At 76.0% G+C, this 24,010-nt stretch carries 27 protein-coding genes; 2 read left to right on the plus strand and 25 right to left on the minus strand.

Translation table 11 applies throughout. From position 1 onward, the window contains the following. Positions 1-6 precede the first annotated feature (6 nt). The 10 genes from flgL to HWY08_RS19700 are packed head-to-tail and all read right to left on the minus strand — an operon-like array spanning position 7 to position 8,014. Positions 7-885: a flagellar hook-associated protein FlgL gene (gene flgL, locus HWY08_RS19655; protein ID WP_176068430.1), complete on the minus strand. Its 879-nt coding sequence runs from the start codon at positions 883-885 to the stop codon at positions 7-9. A 7-nt stretch (positions 886-892) separates the two neighbouring features. Further along, positions 893-2,302, minus strand: a complete 1,410-nt coding sequence (gene flgK / locus HWY08_RS19660; protein WP_176068432.1) for a flagellar hook-associated protein FlgK — start codon at positions 2,300-2,302, stop codon at positions 893-895. 11 nt (positions 2,303-2,313) lie between these two features. Continuing rightward, positions 2,314-2,787, minus strand: a complete 474-nt coding sequence (gene flgN / locus HWY08_RS19665; protein WP_176068434.1) for a flagellar export chaperone FlgN — start codon at positions 2,785-2,787, stop codon at positions 2,314-2,316. Between the two features lie 33 nt (positions 2,788-2,820). Then, positions 2,821-3,123, minus strand: a complete 303-nt coding sequence (locus HWY08_RS19670; RefSeq protein ID WP_176068437.1) for a flagellar biosynthesis anti-sigma factor FlgM — start codon at positions 3,121-3,123, stop codon at positions 2,821-2,823. An 18-nt stretch (positions 3,124-3,141) separates the two neighbouring features. After that, on the minus strand, positions 3,142-3,897 hold the full coding sequence (locus tag HWY08_RS21665; RefSeq protein WP_235969716.1) for a peptidoglycan DD-metalloendopeptidase family protein: 756 nt from the start codon (positions 3,895-3,897) through the stop codon (positions 3,142-3,144). Positions 3,898-3,904: 7 nt separating this feature from the next. Further along, positions 3,905-5,218 carry a flagellar basal body P-ring protein FlgI gene (locus HWY08_RS19680; RefSeq protein WP_209005195.1) on the minus strand — a complete coding sequence of 438 codons (1,314 nt, stop codon included), beginning with the start codon at positions 5,216-5,218 and terminating at the stop codon, positions 3,905-3,907. A 7-nt stretch (positions 5,219-5,225) separates the two neighbouring features. Then, a complete protein-coding gene (locus HWY08_RS19685; protein ID WP_176068438.1) occupies positions 5,226-5,909 on the minus strand; it encodes a flagellar basal body L-ring protein FlgH in 684 nt (227 codons plus the stop codon). Further along, positions 5,906-6,490, minus strand: a complete 585-nt coding sequence (locus HWY08_RS19690; RefSeq protein WP_176068439.1) for a hypothetical protein — start codon at positions 6,488-6,490, stop codon at positions 5,906-5,908. Before HWY08_RS19690 ends, HWY08_RS19685 begins: the two co-directional genes overlap by 4 nt. 4 nt (positions 6,491-6,494) lie before the next feature. Continuing rightward, positions 6,495-7,280 (minus strand): flagellar basal-body rod protein FlgG, encoded by a 786-nt coding sequence (gene flgG / locus HWY08_RS19695; RefSeq protein WP_176068440.1) that lies wholly within the window; start codon positions 7,278-7,280, stop codon positions 6,495-6,497. 23 nt (positions 7,281-7,303) lie between these two features. Continuing rightward, a complete protein-coding gene (locus tag HWY08_RS19700) occupies positions 7,304-8,014 on the minus strand; it encodes a flagellar hook basal-body protein (protein ID WP_176068441.1) in 711 nt (236 codons plus the stop codon). Between the two features lie 274 nt (positions 8,015-8,288). Here HWY08_RS19700 and HWY08_RS19705 point away from each other — a divergent pair, with 274 nt between their 5' ends. Beyond that, the gene (locus HWY08_RS19705) at positions 8,289-8,708 is read left to right on the plus strand and encodes a flagellar FliJ family protein (protein WP_176068442.1); all 420 of its coding nucleotides are present in this window, start codon (positions 8,289-8,291) and stop codon (positions 8,706-8,708) included. Between the two features lie 15 nt (positions 8,709-8,723). Here HWY08_RS19705 and HWY08_RS19710 read toward each other — a convergent pair whose 3' ends face one another. From HWY08_RS19710 to HWY08_RS19780, 15 genes are all read right to left on the minus strand, one after another. Further along, the gene (locus tag HWY08_RS19710) at positions 8,724-9,755 is read right to left on the minus strand and encodes a cytochrome d ubiquinol oxidase subunit II (protein WP_176068443.1); all 1,032 of its coding nucleotides are present in this window, start codon (positions 9,753-9,755) and stop codon (positions 8,724-8,726) included. Continuing rightward, positions 9,752-11,077: a cytochrome ubiquinol oxidase subunit I gene (locus HWY08_RS19715; protein WP_176068444.1), complete on the minus strand. Its 1,326-nt coding sequence runs from the start codon at positions 11,075-11,077 to the stop codon at positions 9,752-9,754. The genes HWY08_RS19710 and HWY08_RS19715 overlap by 4 nt, the downstream gene beginning before the upstream one ends. A gap of 250 nt (positions 11,078-11,327) precedes the next feature. After that, complete coding sequence (locus HWY08_RS19720) at positions 11,328-12,512, minus strand: glycosyltransferase (protein WP_176068445.1); 1,185 nt, start codon at positions 12,510-12,512, stop codon at positions 11,328-11,330. A gap of 20 nt (positions 12,513-12,532) precedes the next feature. Next, complete coding sequence (locus tag HWY08_RS19725) at positions 12,533-13,222, minus strand: sigma-70 family RNA polymerase sigma factor (protein ID WP_176068446.1); 690 nt, start codon at positions 13,220-13,222, stop codon at positions 12,533-12,535. 2 nt (positions 13,223-13,224) lie between these two features. Then, positions 13,225-14,091 (minus strand): MinD/ParA family protein, encoded by an 867-nt coding sequence (locus tag HWY08_RS19730; protein WP_235969717.1) that lies wholly within the window; start codon positions 14,089-14,091, stop codon positions 13,225-13,227. A 2-nt stretch (positions 14,092-14,093) separates the two neighbouring features. Further along, positions 14,094-15,314: a flagellar biosynthesis GTPase FlhF gene (gene flhF / locus HWY08_RS19735; RefSeq protein ID WP_176068448.1), complete on the minus strand. Its 1,221-nt coding sequence runs from the start codon at positions 15,312-15,314 to the stop codon at positions 14,094-14,096. 18 nt (positions 15,315-15,332) lie between these two features. Further along, on the minus strand, positions 15,333-17,414 hold the full coding sequence (gene flhA / locus HWY08_RS19740) for a flagellar biosynthesis protein FlhA (RefSeq protein ID WP_176068450.1): 2,082 nt from the start codon (positions 17,412-17,414) through the stop codon (positions 15,333-15,335). Between the two features lies 1 nt (position 17,415). Further along, the gene (locus HWY08_RS19745) at positions 17,416-18,486 is read right to left on the minus strand and encodes an EscU/YscU/HrcU family type III secretion system export apparatus switch protein (protein WP_176068452.1); all 1,071 of its coding nucleotides are present in this window, start codon (positions 18,484-18,486) and stop codon (positions 17,416-17,418) included. A gap of 6 nt (positions 18,487-18,492) precedes the next feature. Next, the gene (locus HWY08_RS19750) at positions 18,493-19,236 is read right to left on the minus strand and encodes a flagellar biosynthetic protein FliR (protein ID WP_176068454.1); all 744 of its coding nucleotides are present in this window, start codon (positions 19,234-19,236) and stop codon (positions 18,493-18,495) included. After that, entirely contained in the window at positions 19,233-19,502 is a 270-nt protein-coding gene (locus HWY08_RS19755) for a flagellar biosynthetic protein FliQ (RefSeq protein ID WP_176068456.1), read from the minus strand. The genes HWY08_RS19750 and HWY08_RS19755 overlap by 4 nt, the downstream gene beginning before the upstream one ends. Further along, entirely contained in the window at positions 19,499-20,197 is a 699-nt protein-coding gene (fliP, locus tag HWY08_RS19760) for a flagellar type III secretion system pore protein FliP (protein ID WP_235969718.1), read from the minus strand. Before fliP ends, HWY08_RS19755 begins: the two co-directional genes overlap by 4 nt. Continuing rightward, positions 20,194-20,853 carry a flagellar biosynthetic protein FliO gene (locus HWY08_RS19765; protein ID WP_176068458.1) on the minus strand — a complete coding sequence of 220 codons (660 nt, stop codon included), beginning with the start codon at positions 20,851-20,853 and terminating at the stop codon, positions 20,194-20,196. Before HWY08_RS19765 ends, fliP begins: the two co-directional genes overlap by 4 nt. A 2-nt stretch (positions 20,854-20,855) precedes the next feature. Then, on the minus strand, positions 20,856-21,149 hold the full coding sequence (gene fliN, locus HWY08_RS19770) for a flagellar motor switch protein FliN (RefSeq protein WP_176068460.1): 294 nt from the start codon (positions 21,147-21,149) through the stop codon (positions 20,856-20,858). A 4-nt stretch (positions 21,150-21,153) separates the two neighbouring features. Then, complete coding sequence (locus HWY08_RS19775; RefSeq protein WP_176068462.1) at positions 21,154-22,155, minus strand: flagellar motor switch protein FliM; 1,002 nt, start codon at positions 22,153-22,155, stop codon at positions 21,154-21,156. 9 nt (positions 22,156-22,164) lie between these two features. Then, the gene (locus HWY08_RS19780; RefSeq protein ID WP_176068464.1) at positions 22,165-22,719 is read right to left on the minus strand and encodes a flagellar basal body-associated FliL family protein; all 555 of its coding nucleotides are present in this window, start codon (positions 22,717-22,719) and stop codon (positions 22,165-22,167) included. Positions 22,720-23,023: 304 nt separating this feature from the next. Here HWY08_RS19780 and HWY08_RS19785 point away from each other — a divergent pair, with 304 nt between their 5' ends. Beyond that, entirely contained in the window at positions 23,024-24,010 is a 987-nt protein-coding gene (locus tag HWY08_RS19785; protein WP_176068466.1) for a phosphatase PAP2 family protein, read from the plus strand.

Here is a 24,010-nt window from a genome sequence, read left to right on the forward strand (position 1 = left end):
CCCCGGTCACTTCAGGTAGTCGACGAGGCTCAGCTGGAATGACTTGGCGGTCGCGGCGAGCGAGGCCTGCAGCGCGGTCTGCGTCGCCTGGAGCTGGATCGACGCGTCGACGAGGTCGACCTGCCCGAGCTTGCTCGCCTCGCCGGTCTCGCCGTCCGAGGCGACCTTGCTGGCGGTCACCGCCGTGTCGAAGGCGTGCATCGAGGCGCCCACCTGCGCGCGGGTGTTCGCGACGGCGTCGGTGCCGGCGGCCAGCCCGTCGAGGGTGGCGGAGACGGCGGTCGGGTCGTTGGCGGTCAGCGCGGCCTGGAGTGCGCCGAGCACCTGCAGCACCCCGCCGGTGGTGCCCGCGCCCATCCCGTTCACGAGCACGTTGGCCTGCTGGAGCACGCCGGGTGCGACCTCGACCTGCCGCACGCCGGTGTCCCCCACGTAGTTGCCGGCGGCGTCGAACGGCGGCGCGTCGTCCTTCGTGCCGCCGAACAGGTAGCGGTTGCCGAAGCGCGTGTTGAGGATGGCGCGGACGTGGTCGGCGAGCTGCGAGACCTCGAGCGCGCCCCCCGCCCGCTGGGACGCGTCGTAGGTGCCGTTCGAGAACTGGACCGCCAGCTCGCGGGCGCGGGAGAGGGCCGTCCCCACCGAGTCGAGCGCGCCGTCGGCGGCGTTGAGCTCGTCCGAGGCGAGCCCCGCCGCCTGCCCGATGGCGGCGTAGCGCGCGCCCGCGATCTGGAAAGCGGGGATCATGCCGGCGGCGGCCGGGTCGTCGGAGGGGTGGTGGATGCGGGTGCCGGTCGAGGCGACGCGGCTCGCGTCCTCGGCGGCCGCGCGCGCCTGCGCGGTGTCGCGGGTGGCGTTGTCGAAGATGAGGCGATCCGTGACGCGCATGGGCTTCCTACCGGAGGTTGAGCAGCGTCTCGAGCATCTGGTCCGCGGTCTGGATGACCTTGCTGATGGCCTCGTAGCCGCGCTGCGCGCGCTGCAGGGCGATCATCTCCTCGTCGATCGAGACGCCGGAGGTGGACTCGCGCATCGTCGCGAGGCTGTCCTTGAGCGCGCCGTCCTGGGCCGCGAAGGCCTTCGAGGTGGAGGCGGCCGAGCCGAAGCTCGAGACGACCTGCGCCACGGTAGCCTGCACGTCCTTGCCGCTGGTGGCGAGCGCCGCCTGCCCGGTGGCGAGGAGCGCGTTCGCGTTGCCGGCGTCGCCGGAGGGCGCGGAGGTCCCGCTGGTGGTGGCGGAGAGCGCCAGGTCGGCGCCGCTCGCGAGCAGGAGGGTGAGGCGCCCGGCGGCCCCGGCGGCGCTCGCCCCAGCGTCGAACACGGGCTGGCCGGCGGTGCCGTCGAGCTTGAACCCCGCGGCGTGCTGCGCGTTCACCGCCTGCGCCAGGTCGTAGGCGAGGTGGTCGACGTCCTGGCCCGTCTGGGCGAGGGTGCCGTCGCGCGCGGAGAGGGTGCCGCCCAGCGTCCCGCCCAGGGAGGCGTTCGGCACGGCCGCCGGGCCGCTGCCGTCGGGGAGCCTCATCGTGACGCGGAGGTGCGGCGCGTTGCCGGGGTCGGGCTCGGTGGCGAGCGACGCGGCCCGGTCGCCCGCGACCAGCGCCACCCCGCCCGGCAGCGCCACGTTGACGTCCCCCGTGGACGTGGGGATGGTCGTGGCGCCGGTGAGCTCGGCCAGCCGGTCGAGGTGCTGCTGGCGGAGGTCGAGCAGGTCGTTGGGGGTGCCGCCGTTCGCGCCCGCCTGGCGGATCTGGACGTTCAGCGAGGCGACGGCCGACGCCTCGACGTTCACCTCGCCGGCGAGCGCGCCGACCTTCGCGTCCAGGCCGCTGCGCGCCGCCTCGAGGCCCTGGCTGGTGCGGTTGAAGGTCTGGGCGAGCGAGCGGGCCGCGCCCAGGAAGGAGGAGCGGAGCCCCGCGTCGCTGGGGTTCTGCGCCAGGGACGAGAGCGCGGAGTAGAAGCCGGAGATGGCGTCGGAGAGGCCGCCGGTGGCGTCGGGATCGAGCCCGTGAAACGCTTGCAGCGCGTCCGACTGGGCGGTGGAGAAGGCCGCGTTCCCGAACGCGGCCGGGAGCTGCGCCTCGAGGAACCGGTCGCGGGCCTGGGTGACCGTGCCGAGGGTCGCGCCGCGGCCGAGGTAGGCGCCGTTCACCTGCTCGGCGGGGACGAGCGCCTCGAGCGAGGCCGTCTGCCGCGAGTAGCCGGCGTTGTTGGCGTTGTCGAGGTTGTGGCTGGCGGTGGCGCTGAGCGCGCGCTGCGCCGAGAGGCTCGTGGCGGCGCCGCTGAGGATGGAGAGGAGGTCGGCCATGCGTGCTCCTGTCAGCCCTTGCTCGAGACGAGCGCCAGCGCGGGCTGGGCGGCGCGGAGGCCGCGCCGGTCGTAGGCGAGGGGGGCCGGGCGGACCGCCTGGACGTACCCCCGCACGCAGGAGAGGGCGCGCCCCGCCAGCTGCAGGTTGAGGGCGTCGATCTCCCGCAGCGCGCCGGCCAGCGCGCGCACCTCGGAGAGGACGCGCGCCAGCGCCTCGCCCTCCCGGGGGACGCGCAGGCGGAGCCGCTCCAGCGTGACCTCGGCGAGGCCGAGGGCGGAGGCGGCCCGGCCCAGCGCGGTCGCGAGCTCGCGCTCGAGCCGCGCCACCTCGGCCAGGAACTCGCCGCGCTGCGCGGCCCGGGCGAACAGCCCGGCCGCGTCGAGCGCCCGCAGCAGCCGGCGCTCGTCCCGGGCGCGCTCCACCTCGGCGGCGATCGCGTCGCGCAGCTGTCCCGCCAGCTCGAGTGCGTGCTCGAGGTCCATGAGCCGTCCCCGGCGCCGCCGTGTGCGGGGCGCCTACTTGTTGAAGATGACTTGCAACCGGGCGGCCAGCTCCGCGTCGTCCAGGATCTGCTGCGCGATCTGCTGCGGGTCGGGCTTGTACGTACCCTGACGCACCGCGGCCGCGATCTCGACCAGCCTCGCCGACCGGCCGCTCCCGGCGGCCTGGCTCGCGGTGGCGATCGCCGCCGCGACGCGCGCCGACTCTTCGGTCGTCACGCGGTCGGCGACCTCGCCGTGCTCGCTCGGCGCACGGGACGGCTCGGGCGGCTTGCCCGGGGACAACGCCTTGATCTGACTCGTGTCCGTGACCTTCATGACGGCGCCTCCTCGCGGTCAGGACCTGCTTCCGAGGAGATCATCGGCACGGAGGCGATAATTCTTAAGGGCGCGGGCCGGATCGACCGCCCGGCCGCCCTGGCGCACCTCGAAGTGGAGGTGGGAGCCGGTGGCGCGACCCGTGTGGCCGACCCGGGCGATCGCCTGACCCGGGGTCACCGTGTCCCCTTCGCGCACCAGGAGCTGGGAGGCGTGGGCGTAGAGGGTGGTCAGCCCGTCCCCGTGGTCGATCTCCACCGCGTCGCCGTAGCCGCCCCGCGCCCCGGCGCGGACCACGACGCCGCCCGCGGCGGCGCGGATCGGCTCGCCGTCGCCCGCCGCCAGATCGACGCCTTCGTGACGCGTCAACCGGCCGTCGAAGGGATCCTGACGCAGGCCGAAGGGGCTCGTGACCGCGTGCGCCGGGAGCAGGTCGGCGGGCGACGGGGCGCCGCCCTCCGGAGCCCCCGCCGCCGCGGTCGCGATCGAGCTCGCGGTCGAGGTCGCCATCGCGGTCGCGGTCGGGGTCGGGGTCGGGGTCGCGGTCGGGTCCGCCCCCAGGCTCCGCTCCACCTGCCGCGCGAGCCCGATCCCGCCGCTCTTCACCAGCGCCCCCGCGAGCGCGTCCGCGAACAGGTCGGCGCGGACCGCGCTGCCCGCGCCCTCGCCGCCGGTGAAGGCCTTGCTGGAGGTGACGAGCTGCTTCAGGAACAGCCCCTCGAGCTGCTGCGCGGCCTGGTGCAGCCGCGCCGCGTCGGCGCCGGGGGGCTTCACGGGCACGTCAGATGACCTCGAGGTCGGCGTCGAGCGCGCCGGCCGCCTTCATCGCCTGGAGGATGGAGACGAGGTCGCGGGCGCTGGCGCCGAGCGTCGAGAGCGCCTTCGCCAGCTCCTGCACGGTGGTGGTGGCGGGCAGCGCGATGGTGCCGCGCGACTCCTCCGTCGCCGCCGGCGTGCCGGCCTGCGACACCACCGTGCGCGCGTTCGGGTTGGGCGCCTGCGAGAAGCTCGCCCCCGGCTGCGAGACGAGCGGCTGGACCGTGACCGAGACCTGCAGCCCCCCGTGGGAGATGGCCACCGGCCGGATCCGGACCCGCTCGCCGGCGACGACGGTGCCGGTGCGCTCGGAGACGACCACCTTGGCCCGCTCGTCGGCGTCGACCTCGATGACCTCGAGCTGCGCCATGAGCGCGACCGGGTCGTCCTTGAAGCGCTCCGGGACGGTGATCTCGACCGCCGCCGGGTCGAGCGCGCGCGCCGGCGGCTGCGGCGGCGCGGCCCCGGCGGGCGCCGGCTCGGCCGGCGCAGCCCCGCTCTTCGCGCCGCCCAGGCTGCCGTTCACGGCGGCGGCGATGCGGTGCGCGGTGGTGAAGTCGGGGTGGTGCAGCCCGAGCACGAGCGTCGGGCCGGAGAGCGCGGGCGTGACGGCCCGCTCGATGGAGGCGCCGGCCGGGACGCGGCCGGAGGTGGGGGTGTTCTTCGAGAGGGAGGAGCCGGCGGCGAAGACGTCGTACCCGCCGGTCTGGACCGGTCCCTGCGCCACCGCGTACACCTGGCCGTCGGCGGCCGCGAGCGGCGTGAGCAGCAGCATGCCGCCGGCGAGCGACCGGGCGTTGCCCAGCGAGCCGACGGTGACGTCGAGGTGCTGGCCCGGACGGCTGAAGGCCGGCAGCCGCGCCGTCACCATCACCGCCGCCACGTTGCGCGCGCGCACCTCCTTGGCGTCCACGCGCACCCCGAGGCGGCCCAGCATGCCGGCCACCGACTGCTGGGTGAAGAGGACGCGCTCGGTGTCCCCGGTGCCGGCCAGGCCGACCACGAGACCGTAGCCGAAGAGCTCGTTCTCGCGCACGCCCTGGACGTCGGCCAGCTCCTTGAGCCGCACCGCCGCGCGCGCTGGAGCGGCCGCGCCGAGCGCGAGCAGCGCGACCGCGGCCAGGACCCCGCAGCGGGCCGCGGTCGAGGTCAGGCTCGCAGTCGCGGTCGCGGTCGCGGTCGCGGTCGAGGTCGAGGTCGAGGTCGCGGTCGCGGTCGTGGTCGAGGTCGCGGTCGCGGTCGCGGTCGAGGTCGAGGTCGCAGTCGAGGTCGTGGTCATGGTCGCCTCAGAACGGCCACAGCCAGCCGAGGTGCTTCGCCACCCAGCCCTGCTGCTGGTTGTCGGAGAGGATGCCGCGCCCGGTGAACTCGACCTCCGCCTCCGCGATCATGGAGCTCTTGACGCTGTTCTCCTGGTCGATGTCGATGGGGCGGACCACGCCGGAGATGTAGAAGTGCTGCTCCTCGCTGTTCACCAGCACCACCCGGTGCCCCTCGATGAAGAGGTTGCCGTTGGGCAGCACCTTGCGGACCAGCGCCGGGACGGTGGCGGTGAGCCGCTCGGTCCGGCCGGTGCTGCCGGTGCCCTGGAAGCGCCGGTCGAGGCCGCCCTTGAGGCCGCCCTGCGGCCCCTTCGTCAGGTCGGAGAGCGAGGAGAGGAACTGGGCGGTCGCGGTGGCGCTGGAGTTGTGGGTCACGTCGGTGTCGGCGCTGCGCTTCGCGTCCGCCACCTCCTCCACCTTCACCACCACCAGGTCGTTCTCGCGCAGCGCGCGGGCGTCGGTGTAGAGCATCGCGGGCGAGCGCCCGTCGCGCCACAGGCTGCCCGGCGACGGGGCCTCGTCCCCGCGCTGCGACGCGGAGGCGGGCTCGTACTCCCGGTGCTTCGGCACGTACTTCTCGATGTGCGTCGAGGTGGCGCAGCCGGCGAGCGCGGCGAGGAGGGCTGCGGCGGGAAGTTGACGCCTCATGGCTCACCCAGCTCGATGCGCCCGCCGTGCCAGGGGCCCTCGACGCGCCGGCCCGAGGGCAGGAGCGCGCAGGCGCGGCCGGCGCGGCAGGGGAGGGCGGTGCCGCGCTGCTCGACCGCCAGCGCGCCGGCGCGGAGCAGCACCGCCACCTCGGCGCCGGGGGCCGGGCCGACGCGGACGTCGCCCTCCTCCAGGCCCGCGGCGGCCGGCAGGGCGCGCGCGGCGCGCGCCCCCTCCGGCAGGGCGAAGAGGGGCCGCCGTCCCGGGAGGACCTCGCGCCGCACGGTCTCCACCGCGCCCTCGAGCGGCGCGCCGGCCGCGGCGTCGCGAGAGGTGACGAGCGCCGGGGCGGTGACGCGCACGCGGGCCCAGGCCCAGGCCTCGCAGGGTCGCCCGCCCGCGTCGGCGCCGAAGAGGTGGACCGCGGCGCGCCCCGACGCGAGCACCGGTCGCGGCACCTCGGCCCGCGCCACCGCGCAGCCCGGCGGCGCCCCCTCGAGCGCGTGCAGCTCGGCGCGCGCGCCGGGGAGCCCCAGCGCGGCCTGCAGCGCCGCGAGCGCGATGGCGAGGGCGGCCGGCATCGGGTCACCGGATGTTGGTGAGGCGCTGCAGCATCTGGTCGGCGGTGCTGATGATCTTGGAGTTGAGCTCGTAGGCCCGCTGGCAGGCGATCATGTCGATCATCTCCTCCACCGCCTTCACGTTCGCGCCCTCGAGCATGCCCTGCGCCAGCGTCCCGGTACCCTGCTCGCCGGGCTTCACCGACTGCGCCTCGCCGGAGGCGGCGCTCGCGGTGAACAGGTTGTTCCCGACGCTGGTGAGGCCGGCCGGGTTCGTGAAGCTGGCGAGCTCGAGCTGGCCCAGGGTGGCGGCGTCGGTCCGGCCCGCCACGGTGGCGGTGACCGTGCCGTCGGCGCCGATCGTGACCTGCGTCGCGTCGGGCGGCACGGTGATGCCCGGCTCGACGATCTCGCCGTGCTGCGTCACCAGCCGCCCGGTGGAGTCGAGCCTGAAGTTGCCGGCGCGGGTGTAGGCGGGATCGCCGTTCACCTGCTGGACCTTGAAGAAGCCCTGCCCCTGGATGGCGAGGTCGAGCGGGTTGTTGGTGGTGAGCGCGTCGCCCTGACCGAAGGACCGGGTGGTGGAGCCGGCGTGCACGCCGAGGCCCACCTGGAGCGGGGCCGGATCGCCGCCGCCGCGCGGGCCGGGCGCGCCCGCGCCCTTGAGCGTCTCGGAGAGCAGGTCCTCGAACTCCGCCCGCGTCTTCTTGAAGCCGGTGGTGCTGGCGTTGGAGAGGTTGTTCGCGATGACGTCCATCCGGAGCTGCTGGGCCTCCATTCCGGTGGCGGCCGTGTAGAGCGAGCGGAGCATGCGGGGGTCCTTTCGGTGGGCGGCTAGCGGACGCGGCCCGTCTCGGCGGAGCGCTGGTCGAGGCTGCGGTAGGTCTGGAGGGCCTGCATCGAGGCGTCGAAGTGGCGCTGCGCGGAGATGAGCTGGACCATCCCCTCCAGCGCCCCGGAGTTGCCGAGCTCGACCTCGCCCGTGCGCACCTTCGCGTCCGAGGGTAGGGCGCGGCCGCCGGGCGCCGGGGCGAGGAGCGAGGGGCCGATCCGGTCGACGGGGCCGTCGAGCTTCACGCGCGCGAGCTCGGCGATCGCGGTGTCGCCGGAGCGGATCACGCCGTCCTGGCCGACCTGGGGCGGGGGCCCGGGCGGCACGCGGATGGGCGCGCCGCTGCGGTCGAGCACGAGCCGACCGGTGGCGGTCGCGAGGCGCCGCTCGGAGTCGACCGAGAGGCGGCCGTCGCGGGTGTAGGCGACCCCGCCGCCGGGCGCGGCCACCGCCAGGAAGGCGCCGTCCTCCGGCAGCACGTCGAGCGGGGCGTCGGTGCGCGTGGTCGGGCCGGGGCGGAGGTCGAAGCCGGTAGCGACCGCCGCCGGGTAGGCCTTGTCCTCCGCGCCGCTCGCCGGGAAGAACGCCTCGAACGCGGGGCGGGCCGCCTTGAACCCAGGGGTCTGGGCGTTGGCGAGGTTGTCGGCGATGGCGTCGAGCTGCTCGCTCCGCGCCGCCGCCCCGTTCATCGTCACGTAAATGCCGTCGGCCATGCGGAGGCTCTCCTCAGCAAGGACGGGGCCAGCGGCCGCCGGCCGAACGCACCGTCAGGGAAGGCCCGTCTTCACGCGGCCTTGGCGGCGTCGCCGGCCGCGCGCCTCGGCCGCCCCGGCCGATCTTGCCGGGCGCTGGGCGAGGGCCGCCGCTCCGGCCGGCCGCGGCCGCGCGTCAGGGATCTGGCGGCGCGGCCCGCGCCGGCGCGCCAGGCCGCGTGGCGCGCGCGGTGCAGCGGGAGGGCTCGCGCCGCGCGGCGCGACGAGGGACGTGATGCCGCCTCCGACACGGGTGGACAAGGTGGTCGAGCTCCGGGAGCGCGCCGAGGACCACGCGCTGGCCGGGCTGGCGCGGGCGCAGGCGACCGTGACGAGCGCGAGCGCGCGGCTGGCGCGGGCGGTGGAGGTGACCCGGCGCGACGGGCGCGCCGGCGGCCCGGTCGAGCTGTGGCAGGTGGACGAGCTGGTGCACCGGCGGGCGCTGCAGGACGTCCGCGCGGCCGAGGCGGCGCTGCGCGAGGCGCGCCAGCGCGAGGCCCAGGCCCGCGACGGCTACGCCGCCGCGCGCCAGGGGACGAAGATCGTCCAGCGCGTCCAGGAGCGGCGCCGCGCCGAGATCCGGGGCGAGCGTGAGAAGCGCGAGCGGCGCGAGGTGGACGAGCTCGCGACCCTGCGGTTCAACCTCCCGCGCTGAGCCCGCCGCCGCGCCTCACGCGCGCCGGGCCGGGCGGCGGTCGACCACCGAGAACGGCCGCTCGCCCTTGAAGATGCGGAAGAGCAGGTAGAGGCTCGGGAAGAGCGTCAGCGCCCCCACCGCCAGCGCGACGAGCAGCGCCACCTGGGTCGAGCGCGGGCCGCTGGCCGAGGCGAGCGTCACCTCCGGCCCGACCAGGTACGGGTACTGCGCGGCGCCCCAGCCGAGGACGATGAGCGTCACCTGGGCCGCGGCGCACAGGCGCGCCAGGCGCGGGCGGCGGGCGAGCAGCGCCGCGAACGCGCCCACCGCCGCGGCGGCGGTGGCGAGGTGGAGCGCCACCGACCAGCCGTGGCGCGTGAGGCCGTCGAAGAGGCGCGGCGCGTCGCGGGCGGAGAGGGCGAGCGACAGCGCGGCGGTGGCGAAGACGGCGATCCCGGCGGCGATCGCGCGCCGCCGGAAGTCCTCGCGCAGCTCCCCCTCCGCCTCGACGGTCAGGTAGGTCGCCGCCAGGAACGCGAAGAGCGCGCAGGCGAACAGGCCGACCGACAGCGCGAAGGTGGAGAAGGGGACGAGCGGGCCGGAGCGCGGGGCCGCGCCGAGCCCGGAGCGCAGCGTGCCCGAGGACAGCGCGCCCACCGCCACCCCGAGCAGCAGCGGCGCGAGCACGCTGGCGCCGGAGAAGACCGCGCCCCAGCGGCGCTGGACGCGATCGCCGCGGTCGTCGTAGGTGCGGAAGGTGAAGGCTGCCCCGCGCAGCACGATCCCGATGAGCAGGAGGACGAGCGGCGCGAAGAGCGTGATCGACACGGCGGCGAAGGCGGCCGGGAAGCCGCTGAAGAGCAGCACCACCGCCAGGATGAGCCAGACGTGGTTCGCCTCCCAGATCGGGCCGATGGCGTGCTCGATGAGGCGCCGCTGGGCCTCGCGCCGCGGCCCGGAGGCGAAGAGGTCCCAGATCCCGCCACCGAAGTCGGCGCCGGCGAGCAGCGCGTAGGCGACGAGCGCGACGAGGAGGACCGCGCCGAGGAGGTCGGCAGGGGTCACGGCGTCACCTCCGGCGCCGCGGCCGCCGCGCCGCCGGCGTGGGCGATCTGCCGCCAGAGCAGGACCCCCACCATGGCGCCCAGGAAGACGTACAGCAGCACGAAGGCGAAGAGCGGCAGCGCGAGCTGGCCGACCGGAGTCACCGCCTCCGCCGTCCGCATGACCTCGCGGATGGTGTAGGGCTGTCGCCCCCACTCGGTGACGAGCCAGCCCGCCTCGAGCGCCAGGAACCCGAGCGGCCCGCACGCCACCACCGCGAGGAGGTAGCGCCGGTGCGTGGGGACGGCGCGGGCGCGCCAGGCGAGCAGCGCGCCGGTGAGCGACACCAGGGCGAGCAGCGTCCCGAGGCCCACCATCGCGTCGAAGGCGAGGTGGACGTGGAGCGGGTCCGGCCAGGTGTCGCGCGGGAAGGCGTCGAGCCCCTTCACCTCCGCGTGCGGGTCGTGGAAGGCGAGGAGCGACAGGCCGTAGGGGATCCGGAGCCCGTAGCGGGTGGTGCGCGCCTCGGCGTCGGGGAGGCCGCCCAGCTGGAGCGGCGCGCCGCGGGAGGTCTCGAAGTGGGCCTCGGCCGCGGCCAGCTTCTCCGGCTGGGTGACCGCGATCTGGCGCGCCGAGAGGTCGCCCGAGAGCGGCTGCAGGAGCGCGGCGGCGCCCCCCACCCCGAGCGCGATGCCGAGCGCCGCGCGGTGGAACGCGCTCGCGGGGGCGCGGCGCAGGAAGAAGGCGTGGATGGCGGCGACGGCGAAGCCGGTGGCGGCGTAGGAGGAGAGGAGGACGTGGATGACCTCGTGGGCCCAGCCAGGCGGGAACATGGCGGTGAAGGGCCGCACGTCCTCGGCGCGCCCGTCGAGGAGGGAGAACCCAGCCGGCCGGTTCATCCAGGCGTTGGCGAGCGTGACGAAGAAGGCGGAGACCGCCCCGGAGAGCGCCACCAGCGCGCCGGCCGCGAGGTGCAGCCGCGGCCCCACCCGCTCCCAGCCGTACAGGTAGATGCCGAGGAAGATGGCCTCGGCGAAGAAGGCGAACCCCTCGAGCGAGAAGGGCATCCCGATGACCGGGCCCGCGAACGCCATGAACCGCGGCCACAGCAGGCCGAGCTCGAACGAGATGACCGTGCCCGAGACGGCGCCCACCGCGAAGAGGATGGCGGTGCCCTTGGCCCACTGCCGGGCCAGCTCGAGGTGGACCTCGTCGCCCGTGCGCCGCCAGCGCCACTCCGCCAGCACCATGAAGAGCGGCATCGCGACCCCGACGGCCGCGAAGACGATGTGGAAGGCGAGGGAGGTGCCGAAGAGCCAGCGGGCGGCGAGGAGGTCGGTCACGCCGCCCGAGGTAACCGGCGCCGGGCGGTGACGCAACGCGGCGATGCCGCGGGGAGTTCACCCGCGGCGACGCCCCCCGCTCTCTGGCCTCTCTCGGTGGGGGAGAGGGGAGCGGGACTCAGTGGTTCCTCGGGCCTCGAAGCGCCTGCGGTCGAGGCATGCCCGCCGCAGCTTCAGGCGCCGCGACCTGCGCGCCGCGCCACGCTCGAGCCCATTCGCTGCCGGCCCGCACGCGGGGAGAGGGCGCCCATCAGCCCGTCGCCCCGCCGGCCTCGCGCAGCGCGGCGCGCAGCTCTTCGGAGTCGCCGGCGGCGGCGCGGCGCTCCTCCGCGAAGCGCGCCAGCGCGCCCGGACCGCCGGTGAGGCGGCGCAGGGCGGCGGCGAGGAGCAGCGCCTCCGGGTCGCGCGGGGCCAGGGCGAGCGCCCGCTCCGCCTCGGCGGCGGCGCCGGCCGCGTCGCCCGCCGCGAGCGCCAGGCGGGCGAGGCCCATGCGCGGGCGCACCGTGGCGAGCTGGACGTCGTCCGTGACCGCCTCGAGCGCCAGGCAGCGGGCGAAGGCCTCCCGGGCGCCGGCGGCGTCGCCGGCGAGCTCGCGCAGCTCGCCCCGCCGGAGCTCGAGGGCGGCCGACGGGGGCGCGCGGCCGGCGAGCGGCTCGAGCCACCCGAGCGCCTCGCGCGGCGGGAGCCCCAGGCCATCCACCGCCAGCGCCAAGAGCTCCCCCGCGAAGTGCGCGCCGCGCAGGCGCTCGGCGCCGCCGCGGCGGAGCTCGGCGTCGAGGTCGCGGGCGGCCTCGGCGCGGAGCGGCGCGTCGTGCCAGAAGCGCGCCTGCTCGAGCAGCTTGAACCGAGCGTACAGGTCGGCCGGATCGGCGGCCAGCGTCCGGCGCAGGATGGCGACGTCCCGGGCCTGCTTGTGGCGCGCCGCGGCGTGGTCGCGGGCGTAGCCGAGGTGGACGAGCGTCCCCGGCACCTCGGCGCGCGCGAGGCCGCTCGTGGCGAGGAAGGCGGCCACGTCCTCCCCGGCGTCCTCGTGGATGGCGTGCCGGAACCGGACGCCGGCGCCGTTGCGGAAGAGGCGCAGCAGCCGGGAGCGGCGGACGTGCCCGTGCGGGAGCTCGTTCAGCACCGCCAGCGTCCCCGCGCCGAGGCGGGCATCGGCGGCGACCTGGCGCAGCCCGGCGCGGAGCTCCGGCGAGACGCGCTCGTCGGCGTCGAGGACGAGCAGCCAGTCGCCGCTGGCGCGCGCCAGGCCGAAGTTGCGCGCGGCGGAGAAGTCGCCGTCCCACGGCCGGGCCACGACGGTCGCGCCCGCCGCGGCGAGCAGCTCGGGGGTCGCGTCGGCGGAGCCGGTGTCGACCGCCACCAGCTCGTCCCAGGCGCCGCGCGCCGCCGCCAGGAAGTCCGGCAGCATGGCGGCCTCGTCCCGGACGATCATGCACAGCGAGATGCTCCCGGTCACGGCGCGCCCGGGCCGGCCACCCGCCGCAGGAGCGCCATCGCCTCGCCGTGGAGCTGGCAGACCCGCGGCTCGGAGACGGCCAGCACCTTCGCGATCTCCCGGTAGGTGAGCCCCTCCACGTAGTGCAGCGAGAGCAGGAGCTGCAGGCGCTCGGGGAGCTCGGCCACCGCGCCCGCGACCGCGCCCAGGAGCTGCCGGCGCTCCACCTGCTCGTCGGCGGGGACGGCCGGCGACTCCACCGCCTCGAGCACGGCCGGCGTGGGCTGCGCCACGCCCATCACCGCCGAGAGCTCCTCGCCCTCGAGCCCGACCTCGAGCGAGAGCTCCTCGGTGGTCGGCTCGCGCTGCAGCTGGTGACCGAGCCGCGCCCGCGCCCGCTCCACCTCCTCCGCCTGCGCGCGCAGCCGCCGCGGGAGGTGGTCGAGCCGGCGCAGCTCGTCGATCATGGCGCCCTGGATGCGGTGGGCGGCGAAGGTCTCGAACTTCACGTCGCGCGCCCCGTCGAACCGGCGCGCCGCCTCGATGAGGCCCATGGCGCCGGCCGACCAGAGGTCCTCGGCCGAGACCACGCCCGCCGTGCGCGCGGCCACGCGGCGCGCGGCGCGGTCGATGAGCGCCGCGTGGCGCGTCACCAGCGCGGCGTCGGAGTCGCCCTCGGCGGCGTAGCGGGCGTGGGCGCGGTGCAAGGCTAGCCCGGGCCCGCCTCGCGCTGCAGCCGCTGCCAGAGGAACTTGAGGCCACCCTGGAGCGAGGGCGGCGGCGGGCGCTCGAGCAGGGTCTTGGCGAGGTCCTGCATCGCCCGGCTGCACGGCGAGCGCGGGAACAGGTCCACCACCGGCCGCTGCGCCATGAGCGCGCGCTGCAGGTTCTCGTCGCGCGGCACGTGGCCGAGGAACCCGACCCGGGCGGTGAGGAAGCGCTCGGTGACCCGGGTGAGCTTCCCGTAGACGTCGCGGGCGAGCGCCTCGAGCGGCACCTGGTTCACGATGACGGAGAAGCGCTCCACGCCCCCCTGCTGCGAGAGCACCTTCACCGCGGCGTAGGCGTCGGTGAGGCTGGTCGGCTCGGGGGAGATGACGAGCAGCGCCTCCTGGGCCGCCCCGGCGAAGAAGAGGACGTTGTCGCCGATGCCCGCGCCGCAGTCGATGAGGACGAGGTCGAAGCGGTCCTCGATCCCATCGAGCGCCGAGACGAGCCGCAGCTTCTGCTGGTCGTCGAGCTGGGTGAGCTGCTGGACGCCGGTCGAGGCGGCCAGGACGCGCACCCCCTCCGGCCCCTCGGCCAGGATGTCGTCGAGCGGCACCGAGCCGTCGAGGACGTGGCCCAGGTGGTAGTGCGGCGCGATGCCGAGGACGATGTCGGCGTTGGCGAGGCCGAGGTCCGCGTCGATCACGAGCACGCGCCGCCCGGCGCGCGCCGCCAGCACCGCCAAATTGCAGGCGAGGTGCGTCTTGCCCACCCCGCCCTTGCCGCTGGTGACGGCGATGACGCGCAGCGGCGGCGCGGCGGGGTCGCGGCGGCTCACCAGCTGGCGGAGGCTCTCGGCCTGATCCACGGCTACGCTCCTTCGTGCTGCGGGGTGCGGGGCGCCGGCGGCAGCGCCAGGTCGACGAGCTCGGCCGCGCCGAGGGCGTGCAGGTCCTCTGGGACGCGCTGCCCGTCGGCGACGCAGCTCACCGGGCGCGGGATGCGGACCGCGGCCGACAGCACCGCGCCGGGTCCGGCCGCCTCGTCGAGCTTGGAGAAGAGGAGCCGGTCCGGGCGGAGGTCGCGGTAGCGCTCCGCCACCGCCGAGAGCTCGAGCGCGCCGGTGGCCGCCGAGACCACCAGGTGCAGCTGCACCTTGGGGATGGCGCGCACCAGCTCCGCCTGCCGCGCCACGTCCTCGGGCGAGGAGCGGCCGGCGGTGTCCACCAGGACCAGGTCGGCGTCCTTCACCCGCTCGTAGGCCTGGACGAGCTCGCCCCGGTCGCGCGCCACCAGCGCCGGGATGCCCATGATCTCGCCGTAGCGGGCGAGCTGGTCGCAGGCGCCGATGCGGTAGGTGTCGACGGTGAGCAGGGCCACCTTCTTCTTCGCCTCGAGCAGCGCACGCGCGGCGATCTTGGCGAGGGTGGTGGTCTTGCCGACGCCGGTCGGCCCGATGAGCGCCAGGGCGTGGCGCCCGTCGTGCAGCCAGGGCGCGCGGCAGGGCACGAGCCGCTCGCCCAGGAGGTCGCGCACCGCGCCCTCGAGCCCGCCGGCCCGCGGCGAGGCGGTGAGCTGCAGCGCCTGGCGCACCAGCTCCTCCGCCAGCACCGGCTCCACGCCGCGCGCGATGAGGCGCGCGTGCAGGGCGGCGGCGGCGGGCGGAATCTCCAGCTCGCGGCCGGCGCGCGCCTCGCGCGTGACGGTGGCGAGCGCCCGGCGCGTCTCCTCGACCGAGCGCCGCAGGAGCTGCACCTCGGAGGCGAGCGCGTCGTCGACGGGGCGGGGCGCCGCGTAGGCGGCGAGGCCCGAGGGGCGCCGCCCCTCGCCCTGGCCGTCTCCCGCCGCGGGGGCGGTCGCGGAGGGGGCGCGGTCGCCGCGGGGGGAGGAGGGGCCGTCGCCGCGGCGGGGGACCGGCGCCTCGAGGGCGTCGCCCGCAGCGGCCGTGACCTCCACCTCCGGCCGGCGGAAGAGCCCGCCCTGCACGGTGCGGGTGGAGATGAGGATGGCGTCGGGGCCGAGCGCCGCCTTCACCGCCGCCAGGGCGGCGGTGGAGTCGGGGGCGCGGAAGGTGCGGACGGTGGCGCTCATGGGGTCGAGGTTTCCTCGCTAGGCGGCGGCGCTCTCGAGCTGCGGGGTGACGGCTTGCACGATCCCGGCCGGCTCGACGGTGGTGCCGGGCACGAGCTCGCGCGCGGCGACCACCCACAGGTCGGACACGAACCGCGCCCCGAAGTCGAAGATGGGCCGGCGCAGGTCCGGGGGCGCGAGCAGCACCACCGGCAGGCCGGCGGTGGCGAGCCGCTGCGCGTGCGACTCCAGGCTGCCGATGAGCCGGCGCGCCGTGTCGACGTCGGGCGCCAGCGCGGCCTCGCCGTCGGAGGCGCCCAGGCTCTGGCGCAGGGCGTCCTCGGTGGCGCGCTCCAGCGTCAGGGCCTTCACCACGCCGTCGGCGCCCGCCACCCGGGCGGTGATCTGGCGCGCCAGCCGCCGGCGCGCCTGCTCGACCAGCCACGGCGTCTCCTTGGAGCGCGGGGCGGCGTCCGCCACCGCCTCGAGGATGGTGCGCAGGTCGCGGATGGAGACGCTCTCGCGCAGGAGCCCGCGCAGCACGCGCACGAGCTCGCCCAGCGAGACCGAGCCCGGGACCACGTCCTCCACCAGCTTGGGCGCCTCCTTGCCCACCACCGCCAGGAGCTCCTGCGCCTCCTGCCGGCCCATGAGCTCGTGCGCGTGCCGGCGGAGCAGCTCGGCGAGGTGGGTGGTCATGACGGACGGAGGGTCCACCAGGGTCAGCCCGGCCGCCTCGGCGCGGGCGCGGTCGGCGGGCACCACCCACACCGCCGGCAGTCCGAAGGCGGGGTCGTGGCCGCGCAGCCCGTCGATGGACGGGGCGCCGCCCGAGGGGTCGAGCGCCATGAGGCGGTCGGCGTGCGCGACCCCCTTGCCGATCTCGAGCCCGCGCAGGAGCACGCGGTACTGGTTCGCCTCGAGCCGCAGGTTGTCGCGCAGGTGCACCGACGGGAGCACCACGCCCAGGTCGCCGGCGAGCTGCTTGCGGAGCGCCGTGACGCGCCCGGGGAGCTCGGCGCCCTTGGCGAGGTCGATGAGGGGGACGAGGCCGAAGCCCACCTCCAGCTCGAGCGCCTCGACCGCCAGCAGGTCCTGCACCCGCTCCGGGCCCTTCGGCTCGGCCGGCGCGCGCGGCTTGGCGGCGGCGGCCTGCTCGGCCTTCGACGCGCGCCGGGAGAGGAGCCACAGCGCGCCGCCCACGCTCCAGAAGGCGAGGAGCGGCATGCCGGGGAGGAGGCCGAGCGCGGCCAGCACCGCGGCGGCGGTGGAGAGCGCGCGCGGGCGGCCGAACACCTGCGTCCCGACCTGCGAGCCCAGGTGGTCGCCGCCGGCGCGCGTGACCACCAGGCCGGCGCTGGTGGAGACGAGCAGGGCCGGGAGCTGGGAGACGAGGCCGTCGCCGACGGTGAGCAGGGTGTAGGTCTCGGCGGCCTGGGCCAGCGAGACGTGGTCGCGCAGGAGCCCGGCCACCAGGCCGCCCACGATGTTGATGCCGGTGATGGCGAGCCCCGCCACCGCGTCGCCGCGGACGAACTTGGAGGCGCCGTCCATGGCGCCGAAGAACTCCGCCTCCTTCTCCAGCGAGGAGCGCCGGTTCTTCGCCTCCCGGTCGTCGATGATGCCGGCCGCCAGGTCGGCGTCGATCGACATCTGCTTGCCGGGCATGGCGTCGAGGGTGAAGCGGGCCGCCACCTCGGACACGCGCCCGGCGCCCTTGGTGATGACCGAGAAGTTCACCACCAGCAGGATGAGGAAGATGACCAGGCCGACCACCAGGCTGCCGCCGACGGCGAACCGGCCGAACGTCTCGATGAGGTGCCCGGCCGCCCCCGGCCCCTCGCCGCCGTGGAGCAGGATGAGGCGGGTGGTGGCGACGTTGAGGGCGAGGCGGAAGAGCGTGGTGACGAGCAGCAGCGCCGGGAAGACGGAGAAGTCGAGCGCGCGGGTGAGGCCGAGCGCGGTGAGCAGCATGAGCAGGGCGAGGCCCACCGAGAAGGCGAGCAGCACGTCGAGCGCGGCCGCCGGGACCGGCACGATGAGGATGACCACCACCGCCAGGACGGCGACCGCCAGCAGGGTCTCGGCGCGCGCCGCGCCCGGGGCGTTGCTCTCCGCCATGCTAGGCCTCCGCTCCCTTCGCGCCCGGCGCGCGGCCGGTGAGGCGGTAGACGAAGGCGAGCACCGCCGCGACCGCCTTGTACGTGCTGGCCGGCACCTCGCGGCCCACCTTCACCTTGCGGTGGAGCAGGCGGGCCAGCGGGATGTCCTTCACGATGGGGATCCCGTTCTCGCGCGCCAGCTCGCGCATGTAGTCGGCGAGGACGCCCTTGCCCTTGGCGGTGACGCGCGGCGCCCGGCCCTCGTCGCGGCGGTAGCGCAGCGCGATGGCGATGTGGGTGGGGTTCACGAGCAGCGCGTCGGCGCGGGGGACCTCGACGCGCGCCCGGCCCCGCGCCAGCTCGCGGTGCCGCTGCTTGCGCTTCCCCTTGAGGAGGGGATCGCCGTCGTCCTCTCGCGCCTCGCGCTTGGCCTCGGCCTTCGTCATGCGCATTCGCTTGGTGAACCTGAGCCGGACGAGTGCAAGGTCGAGGCCAGCCAGCACCCCGGCCACGAGCAGCATCCGCCAGCCGGCGCGCAGCACGATCCCGAAGGTCTGCGCCAGCTGGTCGGCGGGGCTGGCGCCGAGGAGGCGCGAGAGCGTCAGGAAGTCGCCGTGGAGGCTGGACCAGGCGGCCCACCCCACCGCCACGACCTTGACGGCGGCGAGGCCCAGGTCGGCGCCGAGCTCGCGGCTGAAGAGCCGTCCGAGCTGGGCGCCGCGCATGAGCCGCGACAGGTCCGGGAGCGGGCGCTCCGCCCACATCCGCCCCTGCGTCTGCGCCAGCGTGACGAGGGCGCTGGCCGCGGCCGCCGCCGCGCACACCGCCGCCGCCGCCAGCGCCGGGCCGGCGAGGAGGCCGGGCAGGGTGGAGAAGGGCGCCTCCGCCACCGCGCTCATGGCCTGGGCGCAGGCGCGCACGAGGCCGCCGCGCACGGCGCCGCCCAGCGCCACCAGGGCGGTCACCGCGCCCGCCAGCCCCGCCACCAGCGGCAGGTCGCGGCCGAGCGGGACGTCGCCCTCCTCCCAGGCGCGCGCCAGCTGGCGCCCGCTGGGCGCCTCGGTCTTGCTCTCCTGGTCCTCGCCGGCCATGGCCCGTCACCTCGCGAAGGCGGTGACCGCCGCGCGGGCGGCCAGCTCGGCCGCGGCGGGCGCGACGAGGTAGAACGCGCCGCCGCCGGCCAGGATCGCGACCGAGAAGCCCAGCGTGCCGAGGCTGAGCTGAGGGGCGGTGCGCGCCAGCCCGGCCATCACCACGTGGCCGAGCAGCACCGCCGCCAGCATGGGGAAGGCGAGGCGCACGCCGAGCGCGGTGGCGCCGGTGGCCTGCCAGACCACCTCCACCGCCCGCGCGCGCAGCGAGAGGGCGGCGCCGGGGGGAAAGGCCACGGCGGAGCGCGCCAGCCAGGCGATCGCCTCGCGGTGCAGCCCGAGCGCCACCGCGCCCGCCTGGGCGGACATGTAGACGAGCTCGGGCAGCGCCGAGGACTCGGCCCCGCTGTTCGGGTCGAGGATGGCCCCCATGCCGAAGCCCATCGCCTGCGCCGCGAGCTGGCCCGCCATGAGGGCGGCGAGAAGCACGAACCGGGCCGACAGGCCGGCCACGAGGCCCAGCGCGCTCTCGGTCGCCACCGCGCCGGCGAGGCTCCCCAGCTCGAGCGGCGGCGCGGCCGAGGGCGCGCCGGCGCCGCTCCAGGCGGCGAAGGCGACCAGCAGCGCCAGCCCGAGCCGCACCCGCGCCGGCACCGTCCGCGCCGAGAGGATGGGGGCCGACACGACGAGCCCCGCGGCGCGGAAGGCGAGCAGGGCCAGCGCCCAGGCCTCGCCCAGCGGGATCGTCATCCGCCGTGCCCGGACATGCGCGCGATGGAGCTGGCGAGGAAGCCGGAGAGCCGCTCCGCCATCCAGGGGCCGGCCACCCAGACCACCAGCGCCGCCGCGAGCGCGCGGGGCAGGAAGCCGGTGGCGGGGTCGTTGATCTGCGTCGCCGCCTGCAGCACGCCGACGAGGAGCCCCACCGCCAGCGCCGCCGCGAACATGGGCGCGCCGACCGTCCCGAGCAGCACGAGCCCTTCGCGCAGCAGGCTCGACGGGAGCTCGGGGCTCACTGGAACGACCTCGCCAGGCTGGCGACGACGAGCCGCCAGCCGTCGGCCATGAGGAAGACGCCCACCTTGAGCGGCAGGGCGATCATCGCCGGCGGCACCATCATCATGCCCATCGACATGAGCATGGCCGCGACGAGGACGTCGACGAGGAGCAGCGGCACGTACAGGAACAGGCCCATGCGGAAGGAGGTGGTGAGCTCCGAGACCATGAAGGCGGGCATCGCCACCGTCATCGGGATCTCGTCGCCGCGGGCCGGCCGGGGGCGGTGGGAGATCTCGTAGAAGAGCCGCAGGTCCTGCTCCCGCGTCTGCCGCAGCATGAACTCGCGCAGGGGCGCGCTGGCTTTCTCGATCGCGACCGCCGGGGGCATGCGGTCGTCGAGGTAGGGCCCGAGCGCCTCGCCCCAGACCCGGTCCGCCGTCGGTCCCATGACGAAGAACGACAGCATGAGCGACAGGCCGATGATGACCTGGTTGGGCGGGAGCTGCGGCGTCCCCAGCGCCTGCCGCAGGAAGCTGAGGACGATGACGATGCGGGTGAAGCAGGTCACCGACACGAGCAGCGCGCTCGCGAACGAGAGCACGGTGAAGAGCAGGAACAGCTTCACCGGCGCGGACCCGCCGCCGCCCAGGCTGAGCGAGAGCGCAGGGTCCGCGGCGGCGAGCGCGAGCCGCAGCGCCGGGGCGGACATCATCGCACGCTCCCCCGCTGCCCCTGCGCCAGCTTGCGGCGCAGCTCCACGTCCTCGACGCTCTCCGCGAGGGTCGCGTCGAAGGAGCGGCCCGGCGCCCGCCGCTTGAGCCGCGCCAGGAGGTCCACCGCCGCGCCGGCGAGCGGCACCGCCCGCGCAAGGCCCGCGGCCGAGGCCCCGTTCGCGTTCGCGTTCGCGGTCGAGGTCGAGGTCGAGGTCGCGGTCGCGGTCGAGGTCGAGGTCGAGGTCGAGGTCGCCGGCCGGGTCGCGAGCAGCGCGATCCCGCCCTCGGAGCTGCCGAGCACGAGGAGCTCGTCCCCGAGGCGCGCCACGACCAGCGCGCGCTTCGGCCCGAGGCTCGTCTGCTCCAGGACCTGCACCAGCCGCGGGACGGCGCGCCGCCGGCGCGCCATGACGAAGGCGGCCGCGGCCATCGCCGCGAGCAGCAGGCCGGCGGCGAACGGGCCGGGCGAGAAGGAGGAGGAGGGCAGGGTGGCGGGGTACCCCGGCAGCGCGGTCAGCGCGCTGCCCGCCGCCTCCGCCGAACCCGCGGCCTGCCCCGGCGCCTCGCTCGCGGGCGAGGTCGACGTCGGGGTCGCGGTCGCGGTCGAGGTCGAGGTCGGAATCGCGGTCGGGGTCGGGGTCGCGGTCGAAGCCATCGCTACCTCAGCCTCGCGATCCGCTCCTGCGGGCTCACGATGTCGGTGATGCGGATGCCGAACTTGTCGTTCACCACCACCGCCTCGCCGCGCGCGACGAGCCGGTCGTTGATGAGGATGTCGAGCGGCTCGCCGGCCACCTTGTCGAGCTCGATCACCGAGCCCGGCGAGAGCGCCAGCAGGTCCTGGATGGTCATGCGGCAGCGGCCCAGCTCGACCGACACGTCGAGCGGGACGTCGAGCAGCATGTCGAGGCGGCGGGTCTGGCCCTCGCTGGGCGTGGTCTCGTTGCTCATCGGGTCACCTCGAGAGGAGAGCGGCCGGGGAGGGGGCCGCGAGGGCGCGCTCGACCTTCATGGCCATGGCGCCGCCGGCGACGCTGGGCGAGCCGAGCAGCTTCAGCCGGCCCTGCACGGAGATGGGGAGCGGGGCGCACTCGTCGCGGTCGAGCAGGAGCACCTCGCCCTGCTCCAGCTCCAGCAGCCGCGAGAGCGTGATGCGGGTCGCGCCCAGCAGCCCGCGCACGTCGACCTTCACCTGCTCGATCTCGCGCGCCATCATCCGCGCCACCCGGTCGTCGCCGCGCTGGGAGAGGCGGCGGGGGGCGGCCAGGCGCTGCTTGGCGGGCTCGACCGCGGCGTAGGGGATGACGAGCTGCAGCCGGCCGTCGAGCCCGCCGGTCAGCTCGAAGGCCGAGACGATGCCGACGTCCGAGGGGGGGGCGATGGACGCCATGCGCGGGTCCAGCTCGAACCGGAGCGGCTCCGGCTTGAACGGCATCACCTGCTCCCACGCGCTGGCGATGGCGTCGGTGAACACGCCCAGGAGCCGCTTCAGCACGCCCTGCTCGACGGCGGTCAGCTCGCGGCGCGCGTCCGGGACGGCGTCGGGCTGGCGGGAGCGGCGGTCCCCGAGCGCGGCCGCCAGGAGCTGCTCGGCGACGCCGGGCTCGAGCACCGCCAGCCCGAAGCCGTAGCCGCCGCCCAGCCCGAGCACGCACACCGCCGCCGGCGGCGCCAGGAGCGGCGTCAGGTCGGCGAACTTGAGCAGCGTCGCGGCCGCCGAGCTGGCGCGGATGGCGAGCCGGGTGCGGCCGGTGAGCCCCAGGGCGAGCTGCTGCGCGATCTGCTCGTTGATCGCGTCGAGCGTCGGCATCTGCCCGCGGATGATGCGGTCCTGGCTGGTGAGGTCGTAGTTGGCGACCGGGCCGCGGTGACCGCGCGCGCCCTCGGTCGCGACCTTCCCGTCCTGGATGGCGCTCATCAGCGCCTTGACTTCCTCCGGTGAGAGCGTGGCGGGCATGGCGCAGGCCTACTGGACGACCAGCTCGGTGACGTAGAGGCCGCGCACCGGCACCCCCGGCGCGAGCTCGCCCAGCTTCTGGGCCAGGGCGGTCTTCACCTTCATCATGGCCTCGCTCCCGCGCAGGTCCTCGGCGGTGCGGTCGGCGAGGTAGAACAGGAACCCGTCGCGGATCTGCGGCAGCCGCGCGGTGACGCCCTCCTTCGCCTTCTCGTCCGGCAGCTCCAGCTCGAAGGAGAGCCGGGCGTAGCGATCGGCGTCGGCGTCGCGGAGGTGGACGACGAAGTCGGGCAGGCGCAGCGTCGGGCCGGGCAGCGCCTCCTTGCCCTTGGCTCCCTTCTCGCCGTGCGGCTTGCCGCCTTCGCCCGCGCCCGCCGCCGCCGCGCCGTGGTCGCCCTCGGCCGCCTCGGCGTGCTTGAGGCCGCCGGGCTTCAGCACGAGCAGCGCCAGCACAGCCGCGAGCAGCACGCTGTTGACGGCGAGCAGCAGCGGCACCGCCTTCGAGCCGCCTGCCGCCGCCGGGGCCGCCGGCTTCGCCTCGGTCTTCTGGTCTGCGTCCGCCATGCACGCTCCTTCGTGCCGGAGCCCCTCGCAAGCGGCGTGCCTCCCGGGAGCGCGCCCAACCCGCCGGAAAGAGGGCGCTTCGCAACGTCAGGCGGCTGGCGCCGGGCTCCCGGGCGCGACAGCCGCCTGACGGCGCGTCAGCGGCGGCCGGCCCGGGCGCGCCGGCGAGGCGCGCGCGACGGCGAGCGGCGACCACCTCCTGCCACCTCCGCCGGCCTCGATCGCCCGGCGAGCGCCCAGGCGCTCGCGGCGCGGGGCTCCCGCCCTTGACGCCGCGGCCCAGGGCCGGTACCACGCCCCGGACATGGAACCGCAGCCCACCGCGAACGAAGCCGTCGTCCCGCAGCGCCGCTCGCCGACGCTGGCCCAGCGCGTGCGGGACACGCCGCCGGGCGTTCTTTACGGCGCGCTCGGCGGCATGGGCGCCTACCTCGTCGCGATGAGGCTCTTCCAGGGCGTGAGCCGCCCCGAGCAGCTCGCGCTGTGCACCGCCATGCTGGGGCTCGTGGTGTGGAGCGACGCCACGCGCCGCTTCTTCATCGGCATGCTGCCGTTCCTGCTCTTCGGCATCGTCTACGACCTGACGCACATCACCCAGCCGCTCTTCCGCTACCTCCACATCCACATCGCCGAGCCGTACGCGTTCGACCGCGCCCTGTTCGGCATCCGGGAGGGCGGGGCGGTGCTCACCCCGAACGAGTTCTTCGCCCGGCACCACTGGCCGGTCGTCGATCTCTTCACCGGCACCGCGTACATCGTCTTCGTCTACTGGGCGATCGGCTTCGCCGCGTACCTGGCGATCTTCCGGCGCGACGAGGAGGGCCGCCGGCTGCTGGCGCGCTTCGGGTGGACGTTCCTGCTCATGAACGTGGTCGGGTTCGCGACCTACTACGTCTACCCGGCCGCGCCGCCCTGGTACGTGGCGGACCACGGCTTCGGGCCGGCCGACTTCTCGGTGCGCTCCTCGGCGGCGGGGGCGGCGCGCTGGGACGCGCTGACCGGCATCCCCTACTTCGCCGGCTTCTACGGGCGGAGCGCCGACGTCTTCGGGGCCATCCCCTCGCTCCACGTCTCCTACCCGCTGCTCACCTTCCTGTTCGGGATCGAGCTCCGGCGGCGCTGGCTCGACCTGGCGAGCTTCGCGCTCTTCGCGCTCGTCTCCTTCGCGGCGGTCTACCTCAGCCACCACTACGTGCTCGACGTGCTCCTGGGCGTCCTCTACACGGTGGTGGCGTGGGGGATCGACCGGTGGCTCCAGGCGCGGCGGCGGGCCGGCGCCGCGGGGGCGTGA

Source organism: Anaeromyxobacter diazotrophicus (assembly GCF_013340205.1).
Lineage (GTDB): Bacteria > Myxococcota > Myxococcia > Myxococcales > Anaeromyxobacteraceae > Anaeromyxobacter_A > Anaeromyxobacter_A diazotrophicus.